This is a genomic window from Agromyces sp. MMS24-K17, assembly GCF_043950245.1.
Taxonomy (GTDB): domain Bacteria; phylum Actinomycetota; class Actinomycetes; order Actinomycetales; family Microbacteriaceae; genus Agromyces.
Genome location: NZ_CP171640.1, coordinates 751,941 through 773,296, shown reverse-complemented (window position 1 = coordinate 773,296; position 21,356 = coordinate 751,941). Strand labels below are relative to the sequence as shown.

The 21,356-nt window shown below is 73.4% G+C and carries 19 protein-coding genes; 5 read left to right on the top strand and 14 right to left on the bottom strand.

Going from position 1 to position 21,356, the window contains the following annotated elements; translation table 11 throughout:
- Window positions 1-2: 2 nt before the first annotated feature.
- The 4 genes from ACGGZK_RS03390 to ACGGZK_RS03375 all read right to left on the bottom strand — a co-directional run bounded on the left by ACGGZK_RS03390 (window position 3) and on the right by ACGGZK_RS03375 (window position 5,732).
- Entirely contained in the window at window positions 3-1,043 is a 1,041-nt protein-coding gene (locus ACGGZK_RS03390) for an NAD(P)H-dependent flavin oxidoreductase (protein ID WP_395244861.1), read from the bottom strand.
- Entirely contained in the window at window positions 1,040-3,229 is a 2,190-nt protein-coding gene (locus tag ACGGZK_RS03385; RefSeq protein ID WP_395244860.1) for a 3-hydroxyacyl-CoA dehydrogenase NAD-binding domain-containing protein, read from the bottom strand. Before ACGGZK_RS03385 ends, ACGGZK_RS03390 begins: the two co-directional genes overlap by 4 nt.
- Before the next feature lie 46 nt (window positions 3,230-3,275).
- Window positions 3,276-4,484 (bottom strand): acetyl-CoA C-acetyltransferase, encoded by a 1,209-nt coding sequence (locus tag ACGGZK_RS03380; RefSeq protein ID WP_395244859.1) that lies wholly within the window; start codon window positions 4,482-4,484, stop codon window positions 3,276-3,278.
- Window positions 4,485-4,547: 63 nt separating this feature from the next.
- Entirely contained in the window at window positions 4,548-5,732 is a 1,185-nt protein-coding gene (locus ACGGZK_RS03375) for an acyl-CoA dehydrogenase family protein (protein ID WP_395244858.1), read from the bottom strand.
- A 188-nt stretch (window positions 5,733-5,920) separates the two neighbouring features.
- Between ACGGZK_RS03375 and ACGGZK_RS03370 the strand changes: the two genes are divergently transcribed.
- The 3 genes from ACGGZK_RS03370 to ACGGZK_RS03360 are packed head-to-tail and all read left to right on the top strand — an operon-like array spanning window position 5,921 to window position 9,511.
- Window positions 5,921-6,709, top strand: a complete 789-nt coding sequence (locus ACGGZK_RS03370; RefSeq protein WP_395244857.1) for an electron transfer flavoprotein subunit beta/FixA family protein — start codon at window positions 5,921-5,923, stop codon at window positions 6,707-6,709.
- Between the two features lie 10 nt (window positions 6,710-6,719).
- The gene (locus ACGGZK_RS03365) at window positions 6,720-7,787 is read left to right on the top strand and encodes an electron transfer flavoprotein subunit alpha/FixB family protein (RefSeq protein ID WP_395244856.1); all 1,068 of its coding nucleotides are present in this window, start codon (window positions 6,720-6,722) and stop codon (window positions 7,785-7,787) included.
- Between the two features lie 2 nt (window positions 7,788-7,789).
- Window positions 7,790-9,511, top strand: coding sequence for a cytochrome b/b6 domain-containing protein (locus tag ACGGZK_RS03360; RefSeq protein WP_395244855.1), 1,722 nt, complete (start codon window positions 7,790-7,792; stop codon window positions 9,509-9,511).
- A gap of 30 nt (window positions 9,512-9,541) precedes the next feature.
- Here ACGGZK_RS03360 and ACGGZK_RS03355 read toward each other — a convergent pair whose 3' ends face one another.
- A complete protein-coding gene (locus ACGGZK_RS03355; protein WP_395244854.1) occupies window positions 9,542-9,751 on the bottom strand; it encodes a hypothetical protein in 210 nt (69 codons plus the stop codon).
- Between the two features lie 184 nt (window positions 9,752-9,935).
- Window positions 9,936-10,541, bottom strand: a complete 606-nt coding sequence (locus tag ACGGZK_RS03350; protein ID WP_395244853.1) for a TetR/AcrR family transcriptional regulator — start codon at window positions 10,539-10,541, stop codon at window positions 9,936-9,938.
- A gap of 127 nt (window positions 10,542-10,668) precedes the next feature.
- On the opposite strand from ACGGZK_RS03350, the gene ACGGZK_RS03345 reads away from it, so the two are divergent.
- Together ACGGZK_RS03345 and ACGGZK_RS03340 are read left to right on the top strand one after the other, a co-directional pair.
- A complete protein-coding gene (locus ACGGZK_RS03345; RefSeq protein ID WP_395244852.1) occupies window positions 10,669-12,069 on the top strand; it encodes an MFS transporter in 1,401 nt (466 codons plus the stop codon).
- A gap of 47 nt (window positions 12,070-12,116) precedes the next feature.
- A complete protein-coding gene (locus tag ACGGZK_RS03340) occupies window positions 12,117-14,420 on the top strand; it encodes a family 78 glycoside hydrolase catalytic domain (RefSeq protein WP_395244851.1) in 2,304 nt (767 codons plus the stop codon).
- Between the two features lie 96 nt (window positions 14,421-14,516).
- Here the strand turns inward: ACGGZK_RS03340 and ACGGZK_RS03335 are convergent, their stop codons facing one another.
- From ACGGZK_RS03335 to ACGGZK_RS03300, 8 genes are all read right to left on the bottom strand, one after another.
- Window positions 14,517-14,888, bottom strand: coding sequence for a PRC-barrel domain containing protein (locus ACGGZK_RS03335; RefSeq protein ID WP_395244850.1), 372 nt, complete (start codon window positions 14,886-14,888; stop codon window positions 14,517-14,519).
- Window positions 14,875-15,294, bottom strand: a complete 420-nt coding sequence (locus ACGGZK_RS03330) for a hypothetical protein (RefSeq protein ID WP_395244849.1) — start codon at window positions 15,292-15,294, stop codon at window positions 14,875-14,877. The genes ACGGZK_RS03335 and ACGGZK_RS03330 overlap by 14 nt, the downstream gene beginning before the upstream one ends.
- Window positions 15,291-16,580: an Nramp family divalent metal transporter gene (locus ACGGZK_RS03325; RefSeq protein ID WP_395244848.1), complete on the bottom strand. Its 1,290-nt coding sequence runs from the start codon at window positions 16,578-16,580 to the stop codon at window positions 15,291-15,293. Before ACGGZK_RS03325 ends, ACGGZK_RS03330 begins: the two co-directional genes overlap by 4 nt.
- Window positions 16,580-17,053 carry a hypothetical protein gene (locus ACGGZK_RS03320; RefSeq protein WP_395244847.1) on the bottom strand — a complete coding sequence of 158 codons (474 nt, stop codon included), beginning with the start codon at window positions 17,051-17,053 and terminating at the stop codon, window positions 16,580-16,582. The genes ACGGZK_RS03325 and ACGGZK_RS03320 overlap by 1 nt, the downstream gene beginning before the upstream one ends.
- 106 nt (window positions 17,054-17,159) lie before the next feature.
- Window positions 17,160-19,415, bottom strand: a complete 2,256-nt coding sequence (locus ACGGZK_RS03315) for a heavy metal translocating P-type ATPase (protein ID WP_395244846.1) — start codon at window positions 19,413-19,415, stop codon at window positions 17,160-17,162.
- 21 nt (window positions 19,416-19,436) lie between these two features.
- Complete coding sequence (locus ACGGZK_RS03310; protein WP_395244845.1) at window positions 19,437-19,721, bottom strand: heavy-metal-associated domain-containing protein; 285 nt, start codon at window positions 19,719-19,721, stop codon at window positions 19,437-19,439.
- Between the two features lie 49 nt (window positions 19,722-19,770).
- Window positions 19,771-20,661 carry an oxygenase MpaB family protein gene (locus tag ACGGZK_RS03305; RefSeq protein ID WP_395244844.1) on the bottom strand — a complete coding sequence of 297 codons (891 nt, stop codon included), beginning with the start codon at window positions 20,659-20,661 and terminating at the stop codon, window positions 19,771-19,773.
- Between the two features lie 61 nt (window positions 20,662-20,722).
- A complete protein-coding gene (locus tag ACGGZK_RS03300) occupies window positions 20,723-21,331 on the bottom strand; it encodes a TetR family transcriptional regulator (RefSeq protein WP_395244843.1) in 609 nt (202 codons plus the stop codon).
- Window positions 21,332-21,356 lie beyond the last annotated feature (25 nt).

Genomic DNA, 21,356 nt, shown 5'->3' with positions numbered 1-21,356 from the left:
CCTCAGGCGAACCGCGCGAGCCGCTCGCTCAGCACCGCCTGCGCCTCGGCGACCGTGCGCCGCACGATCTCGCCGGCCGTCGGGATGTCTCGGATCAGCCCCTGCACCTGCCCGACCGTCCAGATGCCGGCCTCCAGGTCGCCGTGCTCGAACACCTTCCGCCCGCGCGCGCCCGCGACGAGCGGCTGCACGTCGGGGAACTGCCCGCCGTCGGCGAGGATGCGCACGACCTCGTCGCTGATCGAGTTCTTCGCGACCCTGGCGGTGTTGCGCAGGCTCCGGAAGATGAGGTTGGTGTCGAGCTCGGATGCCTCGACGATGCGCTCCTTCACGACCTGCGCGATCGGCGACTCGACGGAGCACATGAACCGGGAGCCCATGTTCACGCCGTCGGCGCCGAGCGCGAGCGCCGCCGCCAGTCCCCGCCCGTCGGCGAAGCCGCCGGAGGCGATGAACGGGATCGACAGCGCGTCGGCGGCGGCCGGGATGAGCACGAGGCCGGGCACGTCGTCCTCACCGGGATGCCCCGCGCACTCGAAGCCGTCGATCGACACCGCGGTGACGCCGACCGCCTGCGCCTTCAGCGCGTGGCGCACGCTCGTGCACTTGTGGATGACCTGCACGCCCGCGCCGCCGAAGTCGTCCATGTGCGGCTCGGGGCTGGAACCAGCGGTCTCGACGATGGTGACGCCCGCGTCGATGATCGCGCGGCGGTACTCGCCGTAGGGCGGCGGGTTGATCGACGGCAGGATCGTGAGGTTCACGCCGATCGGCTTGTCGGTGAGCGTGCGCGCCCGCTCGATCTCGCGCACGAGGTCGTGCGGCGTGGGCTGCGTGAGCGCGGTGATGATGCCGAGGCCGCCGGCCTCGGACACGGCGGCCGCGAGCTCGGCCCGGCCGACCCACATCATGCCGCCCTGCACGACCGGGTGCTCGATGCCGAGCGCGTCGGTGAAGCGGGTGCGGAGGCGCGGGGCGGTCTCGGTCGCCTCGACCGAAGCCACGACCGAAGCCACGACCGGAGCCTCGACCGACGCGCTCACCGGTACTCCTCCCCGGCCTCCGCGCGGGCGAGCAACGACGCCGGCGGAGCGAAGCGCTCGCCGTAGGCATCCGCCAGCTCCCGGGCGCGCGCCGCGAAGCCGGCGAGCCCGCCCTCGTACTGGTTGACGTACTGCAGCACCCCGCCCGTCCACGCCGGGAACCCGATGCCGTAGATCGAGCCGATGTTCGCGTCGGCGACGCTCGTGAGCACGCCGCTGTCGAGGCAGTCGATCGCGTCGAGCGCCTCGGCGAACAGCATGCGCTCCTGCAGGTCCTTCAGCGGGAGCGTGGTGCGCCCCGAGCCGTAGTGCTCGCGGAGCCCGGGCCAGATGCCGACGCGGCGGCCGTTCTCGTCGTAGTCGTAGAAGCCGCGCCCGGCCTTGCGGCCCGGCCGGTCCTGGTCGTCGACCATCCAGTCGACGACGGCCTCGGCGGGGTGCGACACCCACGGCACGCCGTCGGCCTCGACGGCCGCGCGCGTCTCGGAGCGGATCTTCTTCGTGAGCGACAGCGTGAGCTCGTCGAGGAGTTGCAGCGCGCCGGCGGGGTAGCCGGCCTGCAGCGCGGCCTGCTCGACCGACGCCGGCTCGACGCCCTCGCCGACGGCGGCCACGGCCTCGTCGATGAAGGTGCCGATGACCCGGGAGGTGAAGAAGCCGCGGGCGTCGTTCACGACGATCGGCGTCTTGCGGATCTGCAGCACGTAGTCGAACACCTTCGCCAGCACCGCGTCGCTCGTCTTCGCGCCGCGCACGATCTCGACGAGCGGCATCTTGTCGACGGGGGAGAAGAAGTGGATGCCGATGAAGTCCTCGGCCCGGTCGACGCCCTCGGCGAGCAGCGTGATCGGCAGGGTCGACGTGTTCGACCCGAGCACGGCGTCGGGCTCGACGATGCCCTGCACCTCCTGGAACACCGCCTGCTTCACGGGCACCGACTCGAAGACGGCCTCGATGACGAGGTCGACGCCGGCGAAGTCGGATGCCTCCTGCGTCGGCGTGATGCGCGCGAGGAGTTCGGCGGACTTCTCCGGGGTGGTGCGCCCGCGGGCGAGCGCCTTGTCCTCCAACCCTCGGGCGTAGTCCTTGCCGCGTTCGGCGGCCTCGAGCGAGACATCCTTCAGCACGACCTCGATGCCGGCCTTCGCCGACACGTACGCGATCGCCGCGCCCATCATGCCGGCGCCGAGCACGCCGACCTTACGGGCCGTCCACTTCGGAACCCCGTCGGGCCGGCTGCCGCCGGCGTTGATGCGCTGCAGGTCGAAGAAGAACGCCTGGATCATGTTCTTCGCGACCTGCGTGTGGGTGAGGTGCACGAGGTAGCGGGTCTCGACGGTCGACGCGGTGTCGAAGTCGACGTAGGCGCCCTCGACGGCGGCCGCGAGCGCGGCGCGCGGCGCCGGCATCGGCGAGCCCTTGAGCTGCTTGCGGAGGAGCGCCGGCATGGCCGGGAGCATCGTGGCGACCGTGGGGGAGGAGACGGCACCGCCGGGCAGGCGGAAGCCCGGGGCATCCCACGGCTTGACCGGCGCCGGGTTCGCGGCGATCCAGGCCCTGGCACGCTCGTGCAGCTCGGCGAGCGGCGCGAGCTCGTCGACGAGGCCGACCGCGAGCGCCTCGTCGGCGCGGAACTTCGCGGCCGGGAGGATGACGTCCTGCAGCGCCTTCTGGAGCCCGAGCATGCGGACCGTGCGGGTGATGCCGCCGCCACCCGGCAGCAGCCCGAGCGAGACCTCAGGCAGTCCGAACTGGGCGCCCTTCACGTCGCTCGCGGCGATGCGGTGGTGGGCGGCCAATGCCACCTCGAGTCCGCCGCCGAGGGCGGTGCCGTTGAGCGTCGCGACGACCGGCTTGCCGAGCCGTTCGAGGCGGCGCAGGAGCGACTTCACGTGCTCGATGTGCGCCGTCTCCTCCGCCGCGTTCGCCGGGTCGGCGGACTGCAGCAGGTTGAGGTCGCCGCCCGCGAACCAGCTCTTCTTCGCCGACGCGAGCACGACCCCGGCGATGCGGTCGCGCTCGGCCTCGAGCCGGTCGACGGTCGCTTCGAGCGCCCGCACGAAGTGCGGGTTCATCGTGTTCACCTGGCTGTCGGGGTCGTCGATCGTGATGGTGACGACGCCGTCGGCGTCCTCGGCCCAGTCGTAGCCGGCCTGCACGTCCACCCGGTCCTCCGTGATGCTCATCCGTGTTCCTCCTGGTGTCCTGGTCGCGGTCCCGGGCCGTGCCCGGTCAGACCCGCTCGATGACGGTCGCGATGCCCATGCCGCCGCCGACGCAGAGCGTCGCGAGCCCGCGCCGAAGGCCTTGCCGCTCCAGCTCGTCGAGCAGCGTGCCGAGGATCATCGCCCCGGTGGCCCCGAGGGGATGCCCCATCGCGATGGCCCCGCCGTTGACGTTGACCTTGTCGTCGGGGATGCCGAGGTCGCGCTGCCACTTCAGCACGACCGCGGCGAACGCCTCGTTCAGCTCGAAGAGGTCGATGTCGTCGACCTCGAGGCCGGCTCGCTCGAGCGCCTTGCGGGTGGCAGGAGTGGGGCCGGTCAGCATGATCGTCGGGTCGGAGCCGGTGACGGCGGTGGCGACGATGCGGGCGCGCGGGGTCAGGCCGTGGCGCACGCCGGCCTCGGCGCTGCCGATGATGACGAGGGCGGCGCCGTCGACGATGCCCGACGAGTTGCCCGGGCCGTGCACGTGGTCGATCTTCTCCACCCAGTGGTACTTCTGCAGGGCGACGGCGTCGAAGCCGGCCTGGTCGCCGAGGGTCGCGAAGCTGGCGGGCAGCTGCCCGAGCGACTCGACGGTGGAGCCGGGGCGGCGGTGCTCGTCGTGGTCGAGCACGACGACGCCGTTGAGGTCCTTCACCGGCACGATCGAGCCGGCGAAGCGGCCCTCCTGCCAGGCCGTCTCGGCGCGGGCCTGCGAGCGGGCGGCGAACGCGTCGACGTCTTCCCGACTGAAGCCCTCGATGGTGGCGATGAGGTCGGCGCCGATGCCCTGCGGCACGAACGAGTGGTCGTAGCCGGTCGTCGGGTCCTGCGCGTAGGCGCCGCCGTCGGAGCCGATCGGCACGCGCGACATCGACTCGACGCCGCCCGCGAGCACGAGGTCTTCGAAGCCCGACGCGACCTTCTGCGCGGCGAGGTTCACGGCCTCGAGCCCGGATGCGCAGAACCGGTTCACCTGCACGCCCGCGACGGTGTCGGGCAGGCCGGCGACGAGCGCCGCGGTGCGGGCGATGTCGGAGCCCTGCTCGCCGACCGGCGAGACGACGCCGAGCACGATGTCGTCGACGCCCGACACGTCGAGGCCGGGGTGGCGCTCGCGCAACGCGTCGATGAGGCCGACGACGAGGTCGACGGGCTTGGTGCCGTGCAGCGACCCGCCCTTGTTCCTGCCGCGCGGGGTGCGCACGGCGTCGTAGATGAATGCCTCGGGCATCGTGTCCTCCGGTCTGGAAGCTGGTCTGGGAGCGGTGAGCTCGGGGGTGAGCGGATGAGCGGGCTACAGCCCCAGGCTCCGGCCGACGATCTCCTTCATGATCTCGGTCGTGCCGCCGTAGATGGTGGTGATCCTGGAGTCGAGGTAGTCCTGCGCGATGCGGTACTCCTGCATGTAGCCGTACCCGCCGTGGAGCTGCAGGCAGCGGTTGACGATGTCGACGTACTGCTCGGTGGTGTACCACTTGGCGGCCGCGGCCTCCTCCGCGGTGACCTCGCCGCGCGAGTGACGGGCGATGAGCTCGTCGACGTAGACGCGGCTCACCCGCAGGGCGGTCGCGATCTCGGCGAGCGTGAACCGGGTGTGCTGGAACGACCCGATCGGCTGGCCGAACGCGGTGCGCTCCTTCACGTAGGCGAGGGTGCGCTCGAGCACGCCCTCGGCAGCGGCGACCGCGGCGGCCGCGATCGAGAGGCGCTCCTGGGGGAGGTTGCGCATGAGGCCGGGGAAGCCGTCGCCCTCGGCGCCGAGCAGGTTCGCGACGGGCACGCGCACGTCGACGAACGACAGCTCGCTCGTGTCCTGCGCGTGCAGGCCGACCTTGTGCAGGTTGCGGCCGCGGGTGAAGCCGGGGCGGTCGCCCTCGACGACGAGCAGGCTGAGCCCGCGGTGGCGGTCGTCGGAGGTGCGCACGGCGACGACGACGAGGTCGGCGTTCTGCCCGTTCGAGATGAACGTCTTCGAGCCGTTGACGACGTACTCGTCGCCGTCGCGCACGGCGCGGGTGCGGATGCCGGCGAGGTCGCTGCCGGTGCCGGGTTCGGTCATGGCGACGGCGGTGACGAGCTCGCCGCGGGCGATGCCCGGCAGCCAGCGCGCCTTCTGCTCGTCGTTCGTGAGGTCGGTGAAGTAGGGGAAGACGATGTCGTTCTGCAGGGCGATGCCGGCCAGGCCGTCGGAGACGGGGTTGCGGGCGAGCTCCTCGCCCATGATCGCGTTGAACCGGAAGTCGTCGCTGCCGCCGCCGCCGTACTCCTCGGGGAGCCCGAAGCCGAGGATGCCGGCCTCGGCGGCCTCGGTGAACAGCCACTTGTCGACCTTGCCCTCGGCGGCCCAGCGCTCGTGGTTGGGTGCGGCGTGCTGCTGCGCGAAGGCGCGCACCACCTCTCGGAACTGCTCGTGCTCCTCGTCGTACAGGGTTCGTGCGGTCTTCACGGTGCGTCCGATCTCCATCGATCCAGCGGTCATGTTTTTTATACCACATTAGAAACGTGGATGTCCCGGCCGAGGGCCACGGTGCCGGCGGGAGACCGCTTCGTATCCAGCGGTGCTTGATATCGACGGATGACTCCGGAAGGATCGAATGACGGGAGATTCTGAATCTCCATAAGAAAACGCGGGTGCGAGGCACTCGCTCGACGAGGGAGTCGCGAACGGTGAAGATCGTCGTCCTCATCAAGGAGGTCCCCGACACGTACGGGAGCCGCCGACTGAGCCTCGAGACCGGGCTCGCCGACCGCGCCGCGAGCGACGCCGTGCCCGACGAGATCGGCGAACGGGCCCTCGAAGCCGCGCTGAAGGTCGCCGACGGCGCACCCGGCACCGAGGTCGTCGCGCTCACGATGGGCGCCGCGGGCACCTCCTCGACGCTGCGCAAGGCGCTCGCGATGGGGGCGACCTCGGCCGTGCACGTCGTCGACGACGCGCTCCTCGGCGCCGACCTCGGCCTCACCGCCGAGGTGCTCGCCGCCGCCCTGCGGCACACCGGCTTCGACCTCGTGCTCACCGGCGACCGCTCCACCGACGGCGGCGGCGGCGTGCTGCCCGCGATGCTCGCGGAACTCCTCGACGTGCCGCAGGCCACCGCGCTCACGTCCCTCGAGATCGCAGTCGACGGCCTCACGGGCACCCGCGCGACCGACGACGGCACCGCGACCGTCACCGCGGTGCTGCCCGCGATCGCCTCGATCACCGAGCGCCTCCCCGAACCGCGCATCGCGACGTTCAAGGGCATCATGGCCGCGAAGAAGAAGCCGGTCGAGACGCTCGCGCTCGCCGACCTCGGCCTCGACTACGAGATCGGCGGCGCCGACGACCCGGCCTCCCGCTCGATCGTGCTCGGCCTCGCCGAGCGGCCGGCGCGACAGGCCGGCGTGAAGATCGTCGACGAGGGCGACGCGGGCGAGCAGCTCGCCGCGTTCCTCGTCGGGAACCGGCTGGCGTGAGGTGGCGACGATGAACGCATTCCCCGACGACGCGATCCTGGTGCTGCTCGACGTCACCCCGGCGGGCGAGCTCGCCGCCTCGGCCGCCGGCCTGCTCGGCGCGGCCGCCGGCGTCGGCACGCCGGTCGCGGTCGTGCCGGTCGCCGCGGGCGACGCGGAAGGCAGGGCGACGGATGCCTCGGCCGCGACGGATGCCCCGGCCGCGATGGATGCCTCGGGCGCGACCGGGCCCGACGTGCAGCGCCTCGCCGAGGCCGCCGCGTCGCTCGGCGCCGCCCGGGTGCTCCTCGCCGCGCACGACCGGCTGGGCCTCGACGTGGCCGTGCCGCTCGCCGACGTGCTCGCCGCCGCCGCCGAGGCCGTGCGACCCGACGCCGTGCTCGTCTCGCACTCGGTCGAGGGCCGCGAGGCGGCCGCCCGGTTCGCCGCCCGAAGCCGCTCGGCCCTCGCCGTCGACGCGGTCGCGGTGTCCCGAGACGACGAGGGCGTCGTGGCGCACCACTCCGTGTACGGCGGCGCCTACGACGTGCGCTCCGCGGTGACCTGGGGTGCGCCGGTCATCACCGTCCGGCAGGGCGCGATCGATGCCCGCGCCGAGGCCCGACCGGTCGAGGTCGACCGCCTCGACGTGCCGGCCTCCGGCCGTCGCGCCGCGAGCGCCGGCCATGTCGAGGCGGCGGTCGCCGAGTCGTCGCGCCCCGAGCTCCGCGGGGCGGCGAAGGTCGTCTCCGGCGGGCGCGGCCTCGGATCCGGGGAGCAGTTCGCCCTCGTCGAGCAACTCGCCGACGCGCTCGGCGCAGCGGTCGGGGCATCCCGCGCCGCCGTCGACGCCGGCTACGTGCCGCAGTCGTACCAGGTCGGCCAGACCGGCGTCTCGGTGTCGCCGCAGCTGTACGTCGCGCTCGGCATCTCGGGCGCGATCCAGCACCTCGCCGGCATGCAGACTGCGAAGACGATCGTCGCGATCAACACCGACGCCACCGCACCCATCTTCGACATCGCCGACTTCGGCGTCGTCGGCGACGTGTTCACCGTCGTTCCGCAGCTCATCGCCGCGCTCGAGGCGCGGAAGGCCTGACCGTGGCGACGTACGGGCGCACGCTCCGGCGGGGCCTGCCGCGGCGGCCCGGCGCCGAGCCGTGGCCGCCGGCGGGCGACGCGCCCGACGGCGCGGGGGTGGCACGCGGCGGCGCGGCGGTCGCGGTCGCGACGGCGGCGGATGCGTCGGGTCCGACGGTCGAGGCGGATGCCCCGGCCGCCGCCACGATGACGGATGCCCCGGGCCCGGCAACGGCAACGGCAGCGGCTGCGGCGGCGACGCTCGACGCGACGTCGACGATGCCGGCTGCTGCTGCGGCGGAGGTCGGTGCGCCCGCCGTGCGCCTGATCCGCCGCGGACTGCCGCGCGTGCCCGGCGGCGAGCCATGGCCACCTGGCGGGACGGTCTCCGTGCGTGACCAGGGAGCCGCAGCGGTCTCGGCCACCGTCGACCTGCTCGTCGTCGATGCCCGGTCGTCTTCCGACGAGGCCGCTGCGGCGGCCGCCGCTTCCGCGCTCGCCGTGGCGGAGACCGCGGCTTCGGTGTCCGTGCCGGGATCGGGCGAGGTCGACGGGTCCCGTCGGCCGCTGCGCCGAGGCCTGCCGCGTGCGGCCGGAGGTGAGCCGTGGCCGCCGGCGGGCTTCGCTCCTGCGCCGATAGCCGTGGCGACGGCGACACTGGCGTCGATCGAGCCCGAGGCGTCGGTGCCCGCTGCGCCGCCCGCCGTTCCCGCGGAGACCGCGCCCGCGGCGGCAAGCGTGTCGCCCGGGGCATCCGTCTCGCCCGAGGCATCCGTACCGCCCGTGGCATCCGCACCGCCCGTGGCATCCGCCTCCCGCGAAGCGTCCGTACCGGCGGCCCAACCAGCCGCGGCCCGCCCGCGCAGCCGCGTCCGCACGCTCGTGCTGGGCGGCCTCGCGATCATCGCGATCGCGGCGGTCGTGGTGCTCGCCGCCCGCTGGTTCCTCGCGACGCCGGCCGGGCAGGACTTCCTCGCCGCGTACCCGGGCGAGGTGCCGCTGCCCGAGACCGCGCAGCCGGGGTTCCCCGACTGGGTGCGATGGCAGCACTTCTTCAACGTGTTCCTGATCGTGCTCATCATCCGCTCGGGGCTACAGGTGCGCGGTGAGCGCCGCCCGCCCGCATCATGGACGCCGAGGTGGTCGAAGACCGGCCGGCGCATCAGCCTGACCCTCTGGTTCCACCAGTCGCTCGACCTGCTGTGGGTGGTCAACGGCGTCGTGTTCGTCGTGCTGCTGTTCGCGACCGGGCACTGGATGCGGATCGTGCCGACGAGCTGGGCCGTGTTCCCGAACGCGCTGTCGGCGGCGCTGCAGTACGCCTCGCTCGACTGGCCGACCGAGGACGGCTGGGTGAACTACAACAGCCTCCAGCAGCTCGCCTACTTCACGACGGTCTTCCTCGCTGCGCCGCTGGCGATCGCGACCGGCATCCGCATGTCGGGCCTGTGGCCCGCGAAGGCGACCCGGCTGAGCGCGGCGTACCCGATCGGGTTGGCGCGGGCGGTGCACTTCCCGGTGATGCTGTACTTCGTCGCGTTCATCGTCGTGCACGTCACCCTCGTGTTCGCGACCGGGGCGCTGCGGAACCTCAACCACATGTATGCCGGCACCGATGAGGTGAACTGGGTCGGCTTCGGCCTGTTCGTGCTCTCGGCGCTGGTGATCGCGGGCGGCTGGGTCGCGGCGCGTCCGCTCGTGCTGGCGCCGATCGCCGGGCTGTTCGGCAAGGTCGGGCGGTAGGCGCGCGGTCGGGTGCTCCGGAGGGCCCGGTCACTCCTCGGGCATGCGGGTGTCGAGCACGCTGCTGGCGGCGGCGAGCACCTCGATCAGCGTGCGGCAGCGGAGGCGTGCGCCGTGGCGCATCCAGGCCACCCGGAAGCCGCCGCCGTCGTGGTCGACGACGCCGACGATCGCACGCGGGTCGGAGTCGGGGAAGCGGGTGTCGCGCACGATCCAGCGCACGGCGGACACGGCCGTCATCTCGAGGCGCTCATCGAGCGTCCGTCCTCCGTACGACGTCACCATGATCCCGACCCCCGGCTCGGGCCTCGGTGCCCGAGCCTCGACCGTACGGCCCGCCCGGGCCTCGGCCACAGGGGATTGACTTCCGGGCGTCGGAGTGCGCCGCGGAAGCGGCGATCGGCTCGGCCCCGAACCGCCGAGCTCAGAACGCGAGTGGCGACACCTTCGCGAGGTACGCCCGCAGGTCGGTCACCATGTCGACCGAGTCGCGGTCGAGCAGCCACTGCAGTTGCAGCCCGTCGGTGAGGGCGACGATCGCGCGGGCCTCGACGGCGGGGGAGACCCCCTCGTGCAGTTCGCCGGCGGCGGCCATCACGGCGAGCGAGTCCTCGACGAAGGCGACCACGCGTTCGTACCGGTCGCGGAAGTAGCCGTGGGCGGGATGCTCCGGCGAGGTCGCCTCGGCCGACAGCACGCAGAACAGCTCGACGATGCCGGGCACCGCCTGGTTGTGCTCGACGAGGCGCACGAGCCCGCGGAGGCGGTCGGCCCCGGGCGACGGCGCGCCGATCAGCTCCTCGGCCTCCTGGTCGCGGAGCTCGAGCACGCCGGCGAGCAGGTCGCTCTTGGTGCGGAAGTGGTGCAGCAGGCTGGTGTGGCTCATGCCGAGCCGCTCGGCGATGTCGCGCATCGAGCCGCCGCGGTAGCCCGACACGGCGAACACCTCGAGGGCGGCCTGGAGGATGGCCTGGCGGCGGGCTGGGGTGCCGGCGTAGCTGCCTCGCGGGCGGCCGGCGACGATGGGCATCCGGCCACGCTACCAAGCGGGAGCGGCATCCGTCCCAAGAAATCTACCAACTGGTCGAAATTCATGCTACGGTCCCTTGAACCGTTTCAATCGACGCAGGCCGTCCCCCAGAACAATGGAGTTTCGCATGACCGCTGCAGACCCCGTCGCCCCCTCGACGCACCGCACGCGCAAGGCCCCCAACCCCTGGCGCGTCGCCGTCATCGCCGGCATGGCGTCGTTCATCGACGCCGCCGCGATCGCCGGAACCGGCACCGCCCTCGTGCTCTTCCAGGGCGAGCTCGGCCTCACCGGCGACCAGATCGGCCAGCTCTCGGCGCTCCTCACGTTCACCATCGCGATCGGCGCCTTCATCGGCGGCCGCCTCGGCGACCGCTTCGGCCGCCGCCGCGTCTTCACCGTCACCCTCGCCCTCGCCGCGATCGGCGCCGCGCTCGCCACCTTCGCGTGGGACCCGGCGGTGCTCTACGTCGCCCTGGCCCTCATCGGCTTCGGCACCGGCGCCGACCTGCCCGTCTCGATGGCGATGATCTCCGAGAGCGCCCCCGAGTCGAAGCGCGGCAAGATGATCACCTTCTCGCACGTGCTGTGGATGGTCGGCATCGTCGCGGTCATCGTGCTCGGCATCGTCGCCGGCGGCCTGGGCGGCGTCGGCGCCCGCGCGATCTACGGCTTCGTCGTGGTGGTCTCGGCGATCACGCTGCTGCTGCGCGCGACCCTCCCCGAGTCCGAGGAGTGGCGCCGCGCCAACGAGGCCCGCACCGCGTCGATCGCCTCGGTCGACGGCGCGGGCGACATCGGCGCGCTCGGCCGCCTGTTCCGCTCGCGCTTCGTGCTCCCGCTCATCGCGCTCGGCCTGTTCTACGCCCTCATCAACGTCTCGGCGAACACCATGGGCCAGTTCGGCACCTACCTCTACGTGAACGTCGCCGGCTCCGACGTGTCGACCGCCTCGGCGCTGTCGCTCATCGGCCTCGCGATGTCGTTCGTCGGCATGTTCACGCTCATGCGCGTCGTCGACACCCGCTTCCGCATGGTCGGCTTCGCCATCGCGTCCGTGCTCTCGCTCGGCGCCCTCGTGCTGCCGCTCACGCTCGGCGTCACCGTTCCGATCCTCGTGCTGTCGAGCATCATCGGCGCCCTCGGCGGGGCGGTCGCCGGCGAGCCCATGTTCAAGGTCTGGGCGCAGGAGCTCTTCCCGACGCTCTACCGCTCGAGCGCGCAGGGCATCATGATCGCCTTCACCCGCGTCATCGCCGCCGTCGCGGCACTCTTCACCCCGGCGCTCATCGCGGTCTCGCCGCAGGTCCTCTACGGCGTGCTCACCGCCGCGACCGCCGCGGCCCTCGCGATCGGCATGTTCTGGGTGGCGCGCATCCGCAAGGCCGAGGGCGAGGCGGGCGTCGGCGCGACCGGCGACGTCGTCGCGGTCGAGGGCGACGCGATCGTCGAGGCCGAGGCCGAGGCGGATGCCCCGGGCCGGGCGGCTGCCGACGCCGACGCCGTGCCGGCCGCCGAGACCCGCTGACCCGCACGGACCCCACCACTCCACCCACGACCACGAAGGAGCCCGAGATGGCCACCTGGCACGCGACGATGATCGCCCCCGACGACGACTTCGGCGGCGCCCCGCTGCTGCGCGGCGAGTTCCGCCTCGACGAGGGGCACGGCGACGTCGCCTCGGCGACCCTTTCCCTGTCGGCGCTCGGCGTCGTCGAGGCGTGGGTGAACGGCGCGCGCGCCTCCGAGGACCTGCTCACCCCGGGGTGGACGAGCTACGAGTGGCGCGTCCGGTACAGCGAGCTCGACGTCACCGGGCTGGTCGGCGCGACCACCGTCATCGGCCTCGCGCTCGGCAACGGCTGGTACCGCGGCCGTCTCGGCTGGGCCGGCGGCTCGCGCTACTACGGCGACGAGCTCGGCGGCTTCGCCGAGCTGCGGGTGCGGTTCGCCGACGGGCACGAGCAGGTCGTCGGCACGGATGCCTCGTGGACGGCCGGCCCCTCGGCGACCACCGCGAACGACCTCTACGACGGCCAGGACCTCGACGCGCGCCGCTTCGGCGACGCGTGGCTCGAGGCGGGCTTCGCGGATGCCTCGTGGGTCGGCGTGCACGAGCACGCGTTCGACCTCGCGAAGCTGGAGCCCTATGTCGGCCCGCCCGTGCACCGGCAGGAGCGCGTGTCGCCGGTGCGCGTCTGGACCTCGCCGGCTGGCCGCGTGCTCGCCGACTTCGGGCAGAACCTCGTCGGGTTCGTGCGTGTCGAGGTTCCGGCCGGTGCCGGCGCGGCGGGCGACGTCGTGACGCTCCGCCACGCCGAGGTGCTCGAGCACGACGAACTCGGCGTGCGGCCGCTCCGCACCGCGAAGGCGACCGACCGCTTCACGCTGTCGGGCGGCGCCGACGTGTTCGAGCCGACGCTGACGTTCCACGGCTTTCGCTACGTCGAGGTCGAGGGCTGGCCCGGCGGCATCGAGGCGCTGCTGGCCGGTGGCGGTCTCGAGGCGGTCGTCGTGTCGAGCGACCTGCGCCGCATCGGCCGCTGGTCGTCGTCGAACCCGCTGCTGAACCGCCTGCACGAGAACGCGGTGCAGGGCATGCGCGGCAACTTCCTCGACGTGCCCACCGACTGCCCGCAGCGCGACGAGCGCCTCGGCTGGACGGGCGACATCGCCGCCTTCGCCTCCAGCGCGGCGTTCCTCGCCGACGTCGACGGGTTCCTCCGCGACTGGCTGCGCGACCTCGCCCAGGAGCAGGCGCACGCCGACGACCTCGTGCCGTTCGTCGTGCCCGACGTGCTGAAGTACATCGAGCACCCGGCCGAGTTCCCCGCCCCCGACTCGACCGCGGTGTGGAGCGACGCGGCCGTGTGGGTGCCGTGGGCGCTGTGGACCGCCTACGGCGACCGCCGGGTGCTGGAGGACCAGTTCCCGTCGATGGCCGGGCACGTGCGGCGCGTGCGCAGCAAGCTGTCGGCCAACGGCGTCTGGGACACCGGGTTCCAGTTCGGCGACTGGCTCGACCCCGACGCGGCGCCCGACCAGCCCTGGGCGGCGAAGGCCGACCCGAGCGTCGTCGCGACGATCTGCGCGTTCCGGTCGGCGTCGCTCACGGCCGAGGCGGCCGACGAGCTGGGCCTCGCCGCCGAGGCGGCCGAGTTCTGGGCCATGGCCGACGAGCTCCGCGCCGCGTTCGCGGCGGTGTACGTCGACGCGGGAGTCATCCGCAGCGACTGCACGACCGTGTACGCACTCGCGATCGTCTTCGGCATCCTCTCCGACGCCGATCGTGCCGTCGCGGGCGACCGCCTCGCCGAGCTCGTTGCCGCATCGGGCCACCGCATCTCGACCGGCTTCGCCGGCACGCCGTTCGTCACCGACGCCCTCACCGAGACCGGGCACCTCGACGACGCCTACCGCCTGCTGCTGCAGACCGAGTGCCCGTCGTGGCTCTACCCGGTGACCATGGGCGCGACCACGATCTGGGAGCGCTGGGACTCGATGCTGCCTGACGGCACCATCAACCCCGGCGAGATGACCTCGTTCAACCACTACGCGCTCGGCGCGGTGGTCGACTGGATGCATCGCACGGTCGGCGGCCTCGCACCGCTCGAGCCCGGGTACCGCCGCATCCTCGTGGCGCCGCAGCCCGGCGGCGGGCTCGAGTGGGTCGACACCTCGCTCGACACCCCGCACGGCCGGGCGTCGGTGCGCTGGCGCGTCGAGGGCGACGAGCTCGCGGTCGACGTCGTGGTGCCCGACGGCGCCGAGGCCGTGCTGCGCCTGCCCGGCACGGCCGAGGAGGTCGTGGGCGCGGGCGAGCACGAGCGCCGCGTGCCGGCGCCGGCGCGCATCGCGGCGGGGGTCGCCGCCCGCTGACCCCGTCCGCCGCGCGGACGCGAATCGTCGCTCGCCTGACCCGGAAGCGACCGAATGCGTCCGCCCGGCGGGGTCGGTCGCCGCCGGGCCTGCCCGTCACAGCGCCGGGTCGTACGCCTCGTGGTCGGGCCGCAGCTCGATCACGTGGGCGTGCTCCTTGCGACCCGGGCGCCCGAGCGTGCCCGGCGCCGAGCGGATGCGCGCCACCGACGTCCACGGGATGAGCACGGTCCCGCGGTGCCGCCAGCGCAGGTACCGCGCGATCGGCGCCGGGCCGCGCTGGCCCGCCCGCTCGTACCCCCAGTACGACGCCCGCGAGTGCGGCGACACGATCAGCCCCATCAGCCGGGCGTCGGCGAGCGTCTGCCGGGGGGTGCCGTCGACCACGAACCGCACGTCGATCACGTGCCCGAGCTGCGCGCCCGAGGCATCCGTCACCGTCGCCTGCAGCAGGTCACCCAGGATCATTCCGGCCTCCGGGGATGCGGGAGATGATGCGCTCGCGCACCCAGCGCTCCGTCCAGCTCGCGTCGAGGTCGTCGGCGGCGATGCCGATGCGCACGACGATGCCGAGTTCGTGCACGAGCCGCCACGGGATGCGCACCCAGCGCGACTCCGGCGGCCGTCCGCCGAAGATGCGCGTGCAGAGCACCGGGCCGGTGATGATCGCGGTGATCACCGGCGCCGGCTGCGCGGGGTCGAGCGGCTCGTCGACCGGGATGTCGGAGAGCTCGAGGTCGTCGATCGTGGTCACGGGCGTGCCGTCGCGATCGAGCACCTGCCGGTCGAGCAGGTGCAGCACGCCGTCGAGCATCCGTCCCGCCGCCACCGGCGGGGGAGCGGCGGTGCGGTCCTCGTCGGGCACGTCGCTCATGCGCCCGCCCCCGTCCAGATCATGAGGGGGATGGCCGCGACGGAGGCCACGACGATGACGACGAGGTACACGCACGCGATCGCGTTCATGCCGCGGCCGTTCACGTGCTCGCCCATGTACTCCCGGTCGTTGGCGACGAGCAGGATCGGCAGGTAGGTCAGCGGCAGCGCGATCGCCGAGAACACGACCGAGAACTCGGTCACCTGGATCGGGTCGACGCCCGTCGCGAGGATGCCGACGGCGACGAGGAGGCATCCGATCATCGACAGGTGGAAGCGCGACGCCCGCACCGGCCGCCGGAACTTGCCCCACGACCAGCCGAAGAACTGCGCGAGCGTGTAGCCCGACGACAGCGTGGTCTCGAGGGCGGCGCCGAACGTCGCGGCCAGGATGCCGACGAGCACGAACGCGAGCGCGATCGTGCCGCCGGCCTCGGCGACGGGCAGCACGACCTGCGACAGGCTCGTCACCTCGATGTCGCGCGGCAGCAGCACGAGCGTCGCGCAGGCGGCGATCGCGAGCGAGAGCAGCCCGCCGAGCGGGAACCCGACGAAGACGTTGGCCTTGGCCTCGCCGAGGTCCTTCACCGTCCAGCGCTCCTCGATCGCTCCGGACGAGAAGAAGAACACCTCGTACGGCGTCATCGCGGCGCCGAACAGCGCGATCGCGAAGAACCAGTAGGTCGCCGCCGTCTCGCCCTGCGGCACGTGCGGCACGGTCTGCCGAGCGAGGTCGCCCCAGTCGGGCGACAGCAGGAACACGGCGACGACGAAGACGATGAGGCACAGGCCGAGCAGGCCGGTCACGTTCTCGAGGAGCGAGAACTTCACGCGCCACACGGCGATCCAGACCCCGAAGGCGGCGAGCGGGATCCACAGCGCCGGATCGAGGCTCGTCATGAGCTGCAGGGCGAGCGCGATGCCGCCGATCTCGGCGGTCACGGTCAGGAGGTTGATGAGGAACGAGCCCGCCAGGTTCGCGAGCGCGGCCCGTGGCCCGAGTCGCTCGCGGATGATCTCGAACGTCGCCCGCCCGCTCACCGCCGCGACCCTGCCGGCCATCATCGCGTAGACGCAGATGCCGACGACGCCGACGATCACCACCCAGGCGAGGCCGAGGCCGAACCGCGAGCCGACCACCGCGTTCGTGACGAGGTCGCCGATGTCGACGAAGCCGCCGATCGCGGTCAGGATGCCGAGGGCGACGGCGAAGAGCTTCGTGGCGCCGCCCTTCTTCGCGCCCTGGGTGCCCTGCTTGCCCTGCTTGCCCGCGGTGTCGTGCGCCATCAGGCGCCTCCCGCCTCGACGAGGGCCTCGAGGTCGTCGGCGGCGGCGTCGAGCGCGGCGGTGACGGATGCCTCGTCGGCGCCTCCGCCCTCGGCCGTCACCGAGGCCCGTGCCGCGTTCACGGCGTCGAGTCCGGCGCGCAGCGCCGCGAGCGTCTCGTCGCGCAACGCCTGCTCGTCCGGGGTCGTCACGTCGGCGTCGGCCGCGCTGCGCGCCGCATCGGCGAGTTCCCGCTCGGCGTCGCTGAGGGAGGTCGTCGTGACGCCGGGCCACGACCGGCCGTCGGCGTCGAGCTCGAGCGCGAGCTCGGCGGTGCGCACGGCGGCGAGGCCCTGGGCCGAGGCATCCGTCATCGCCTCGGGGAGCGGGGTGCAGCCGGTCAGCAGCGCGGCGCAGGCCAGCGCGGCCGCGACCGCTGCGCCCGCCGCGCGAGCCGTCGCGGCGGTCCGAACGGATGCCCCGCCTCGCCGCATGGCGTCACGCTAACCCCGGCCGCGGGCGCGTCGCAGGTGGTTGCCGCGCGGCCGGTTCCGGGTGTACGACGTGAGCGGATCCGCGTGCGAGGGCAGGCCCTCGCGCTCAGCGGAAGCGGCGCAGCCGAAGGCTGTTGCCCACCACGAACGCCGACGACGCGGCCATCGCCGCGCCAGCCAGCACGGGGCTCAGCATGCCGAGCATCGCGAGCGGGATCGCCGCGGCGTTGTACGCGAACGCCCAGAACAGGTTCTGCTTGATCGTGCGCAGCGTCCGCCGCGAGAGCCGGATCGCGTCGCCGACCGCGGTGAGGTCGTCGCGCACGAGCGTGAGGTCGCTCGCCTCGATGGCCGCGTCGGTGCCGGAGCCCATGGCGATGCCCAGGTCGGCGGTGGCCAGGGCGACCGCGTCGTTCACGCCGTCGCCGACCATCGCGACGACCCGCCCCTCGGCCTGCAGCGCGCGGATCACCTCGGCCTTGCCGGCCGGCCGCACGTCGGCGCGCACGTCGTCGATGCCGACCTCGGCGGCGACGGCTCGCGCGACGCGGTCGTGGTCGCCGGTGAGCAGCACCGGGCGCAGGCCCAGGCCGCGCAGCGCGGCGATCGCGTCGCGGCTCGTCGGCTTCACGGTGTCGGCGACGGCGAGGATGCCCCGGGCCGCGCCGTCCCATCCGACGGCGACGACCGTGCGGCCGCGGCCCTCGAGCTCGTCGCGCGCGGCGGCGAGGGAATCGGGCAGGCGCATGCCCCAGCCCTCGATGAGCCAGTCGGCACGGCCCACGACGACCAGCCGCCCGTCGACGATCGCCCGCACGCCGCCGCCGGGCTCCGACGCGAACGACTCGACGGCGGGCGGGGACGCGGCCCCGGCGCCCGCCGCGCCCGCGACGATCGCCCGCGCGACCGGGTGCTCCGACCCGCCCTCGGCCGCCGCGGCGAACCGCACCAGCTCGGCTCGGTCGAGCCCCTCGGCGGGCACGACGTCGGCGAGGGACATCCGCCCGCTCGTGACCGTGCCGGTCTTGTCGAGCACGACCGTGTCGACCCGCCGGGTCGATTCGAGCACCTGGGCGCCGCGGATCAGGATGCCGAGCCGCGCCCCGCGGCCGGTGCCGACGAGCAGAGCCATCGGCGTCGCGAGCCCGAGCGCGCACGGGCAGGCGATGACGAGCGTGGCGACGGCGGCGGTGAACGCCGCCTCGACCGACGCGCCGGCGAGCAGCCACCCGACGAGGGCGACGAGCGAGAGCACGATGACGATCGGCACGAACACGGCCGAGACCCGGTCGGCCAGCCGCTGCACCTCGGCCTTGCCCGACTGCGCCTCCTCGACGAGCCGGGCCATGGTCGCGAGCTCGGTGTCGGCGCCGACGCGGGTCGCCTCGACGACGAGCCGGCCGCCGGCGTTCAGCGTGGCGCCGACGACCTCGTCGCCCGGCCCGACCTCGACCGGGGCGGACTCGCCGGTGACCAGCGAGGCGTCGATCGCCGACGCGCCCTCGACGACACGGCCGTCGGTCGCGACCTTCTCGCCGGGGCGCACGACGAACCGGTCGCCGACGACGAGCCGCGACACCGGCACGCGCACCTCGACGCCGTCGCGCAGCACGCTCGCGTCGCGGGCGCCGAGTTCGAGCAGCGCGCCGATGGCGGCGGTGGAGCGGTGCTTCGCGCGCGCCTCGAACAGGCGGCCGGCGAGCATGAACACGGTGACGGCGGCGGCCACCTCGAGGTACAGCTCGTCGCCGCCCTCGCCCGGCGTGTTCAGCAGCGCGAACGACATGTGCATGCCCGGCATGCCGGCGTCGCCGAGGAACAGCGCGTACAGCGACCACCCGAACGCCGCGACGATGCCGAGGCTGATCAGGGTGTCCATCGTGACGGCGCCGTGCCGCAGGTTCAACCAGGCGGCCCGGTGGAACGGCCACGCGCCCCACACGGCGACGGGCGCCGCGAGGGCGAGCGTCAGCCACTGCCAGTTCGGGAACTGGAGCGCCGGGATCATCGACAGCGCGACGACCGGCACGGTGAGGGCGAGCGATATCCAGAGGCGCTGCCCGAGCGCGGCGGTCGCGCGCTCGGCGGCGGTCGGGGCGGAGCCGGATGCCTCGCCGGCGAGCGGGAACGGTGCGGGCTCCGGCTCGGGCGCCGGCGGCAGCTCCGCCGTGTAGCCGGTTGCCTCGATGACGGCGATCGCGTCGGCGGCCGACGTGCCCTCGGGCAGCGACACGGCGGCCTTCTCGGTCGCGTAGTTCACGGTCGCCTCGACGCCGGGCAGGCGGTTGAGGCGCTTCTCGATGCGCGCCGCGCACGACGCGCACGTCATGCCGCCGACCGCGAGCTCGATCTGCTGGGTCATCCGATCGTCACCGCTCGGCCGTCAGCGCGGCAGGTCGGCCGGCTCGTAGCCGGCTTCGTCGATCGCGGCGGCGACGGCGGATGCCTCGAGCGGCGCATCGCTGCCCACCCGCACGCGGGAGACGCCGCCGGCGACGAGGTCGATGCCGACCGCGCGAACGCCCTCGAGGGCGCGGAACTCGGCCGCGACCGCCGAGACGCAGTGGCCGCAGGTCATGCCCGCGACGCCGTAGTCGGCGACGACGGCGCCCTGCACGTCGTCGTTCGATGCGTCGGCGCCCTTCGGCGTCAGTCCGAGGTCCTGCATGATGCTCCTCTCGCGGGGCGGGTCGAATACCCCACTGGGGTATCCAACATCATACGCGCGATCCGCTATTCCCGCCGCTGCGGTCGGAGGCGGGGAAGGTGCCGAGCTCCTCGACCAGGTACCCGCCGGGATAGCTGCGCACCCGCTTCAGGTCGCGCGCATACTGGGGCGTGCGACGCGCCGGCAGCAGCGACACGACCCGTCCGCGCAGCCGGAGCGCCCCGCGCGAGAGCCCGACGGCGAGGCGCGACGGCTTCGGATAGTCGAGCGCGGCGCGCAGGTGGTCGTCGAGGATCGCGATCGAGAACGCCCGCACGAGCCGGCGGAACGGCCGCGGGTAGAAGGTCGTCAGCAGCTCGAGCGTGGCATCCGCCACCACGCGCGTGCGCGGATCGGGCCGGAAGTGCTCGTGCTCGTACGCGTCCATCAGGGCGCTGAACTCGTCGTACGTCGCGGGGAGGTCGCGGATGCCCATGAGCCGGCCGAGCCGCCGGTAGTACTCCACCGCCGCGTCGACCTCGACCGGCGACTGCCGGCGCCAGCCGTAGGCGGCGATCCAGCGCACGGGCGTCACGACGAAGGTCGCGAGCACGTACCGCAGGTCGTCGTTCGAGATGTCGTAGCTGCCGTGCATGCGGTTCATCCGCCGCACGGCGGCTCGGCCCTGCTCCGACTCCAATCCCTCCACCGCGACGGCGTCGAGGATGAGCACGGTGTCGTCGTGCCGCTTCTGCGCGCGGTGCTCGAACTCGCCGGTCTCGTACAGGAGGCCGCCGATCGACGGCACCGCGTAGGTGCGGAACAGCGCGAAGCTCAGCGCCTGCTGGAAGTCCCACGGGAACTCGAGGGTGCCGTCGGTGCGGGTGATGCGCTCGTAGTCGACGGCGGGGTCGAGACGCTCGAGTTCGTGCAGGCGACGGCGGCTGCGTCCGATGTGCATGCGGCGAGGCTAGCCCGAGGCCCCCGCCCGCCGCGAGGGTCGGTCGTCCCCGCGCTGCGCCTCAGCCCGCGGGGGACGCGGCGAAGGCCGTGTGCAGCATGGCGCGCGCCCGCGACGACACGTGCTCGCGCAGGTCGTCGGTGGTGGCCTGCGCCATGACGAGGCCGAGCATCGAGACGCCGATCACGAGGTCTTCCGCGGTGACGTCGTGCCGGATGCGACCGGCGGCGACCTCGCGGTCGCGGAGCCCCTCGGCGATGCCCGCGAGCCGCGTGCTGAGGATCACGGCCCGCTCGTCGTCGCGGTGGGCGCTGATCGCCTCGATCATCGCCGTCGACCCGATGGCCTGGGCGCTGATCAGGTCGAAGAAGTCGTCGAGCGTGGCATCCGGCTCGGCCATGCGCTCCTCGATGAGGGCGAGGTTCTCGTCGAAGACCGCGACCGCGAGGGCCATGCGGTCGGGGAAGTGCCGGTAGAGGCTGCCCTGGCCGACGCCGGCGCGCTTCGCGACCGCGCTGAGCGGGGCGCCGAAGCCCTCCTCGCGGAACACCTCGCGGGCGGCGGCGATGAGCGCGACCCGGTTGGCCGGCCCGGCCTTCGGGCCGAGGTTGGGCTTGCGAGCGGATGCCCCGCCCGGCCGCGCGGCGGCCTCTTCCCCGATGGTTCCCACGGACGTACACTACTACCGGACAAGG

Excerpts from the sequence above, each read along its gene's own strand:
- ACGGZK_RS03385 (WP_395244860.1), bottom strand. The coding sequence starts at position 3,229 with ATGAGCATCACGGAGGACCGGGTGGACGTGCAGGCCGGCTACGACTGG.
- ACGGZK_RS03380 (WP_395244859.1), bottom strand. The coding sequence starts at position 4,484 with ATGCCCGAGGCATTCATCTACGACGCCGTGCGCACCCCGCGCGGCAGG.
- ACGGZK_RS03375 (WP_395244858.1), bottom strand. The coding sequence starts at position 5,732 with ATGACCGCTGGATCGATGGAGATCGGACGCACCGTGAAGACCGCACGA.
- ACGGZK_RS03365 (WP_395244856.1), top strand. The coding sequence starts at position 6,720 with ATGAACGCATTCCCCGACGACGCGATCCTGGTGCTGCTCGACGTCACC.
- ACGGZK_RS03355 (WP_395244854.1), bottom strand. The coding sequence starts at position 9,751 with ATGACGGCCGTGTCCGCCGTGCGCTGGATCGTGCGCGACACCCGCTTC.
- ACGGZK_RS03350 (WP_395244853.1), bottom strand. The coding sequence starts at position 10,541 with ATGCCCATCGTCGCCGGCCGCCCGCGAGGCAGCTACGCCGGCACCCCA.
- ACGGZK_RS03345 (WP_395244852.1), top strand. The coding sequence starts at position 10,669 with ATGACCGCTGCAGACCCCGTCGCCCCCTCGACGCACCGCACGCGCAAG.
- ACGGZK_RS03340 (WP_395244851.1), top strand. The coding sequence starts at position 12,117 with ATGGCCACCTGGCACGCGACGATGATCGCCCCCGACGACGACTTCGGC.
- ACGGZK_RS03335 (WP_395244850.1), bottom strand. The coding sequence starts at position 14,888 with ATGATCCTGGGTGACCTGCTGCAGGCGACGGTGACGGATGCCTCGGGC.
- ACGGZK_RS03330 (WP_395244849.1), bottom strand. The coding sequence starts at position 15,294 with ATGAGCGACGTGCCCGACGAGGACCGCACCGCCGCTCCCCCGCCGGTG.
- ACGGZK_RS03325 (WP_395244848.1), bottom strand. The coding sequence starts at position 16,580 with ATGGCGCACGACACCGCGGGCAAGCAGGGCAAGCAGGGCACCCAGGGC.
- ACGGZK_RS03320 (WP_395244847.1), bottom strand. The coding sequence starts at position 17,053 with ATGCGGCGAGGCGGGGCATCCGTTCGGACCGCCGCGACGGCTCGCGCG.
- ACGGZK_RS03315 (WP_395244846.1), bottom strand. The coding sequence starts at position 19,415 with ATGACCCAGCAGATCGAGCTCGCGGTCGGCGGCATGACGTGCGCGTCG.
- ACGGZK_RS03310 (WP_395244845.1), bottom strand. The coding sequence starts at position 19,721 with ATGCAGGACCTCGGACTGACGCCGAAGGGCGCCGACGCATCGAACGAC.
- ACGGZK_RS03305 (WP_395244844.1), bottom strand. The coding sequence starts at position 20,661 with ATGCACATCGGACGCAGCCGCCGTCGCCTGCACGAACTCGAGCGTCTC.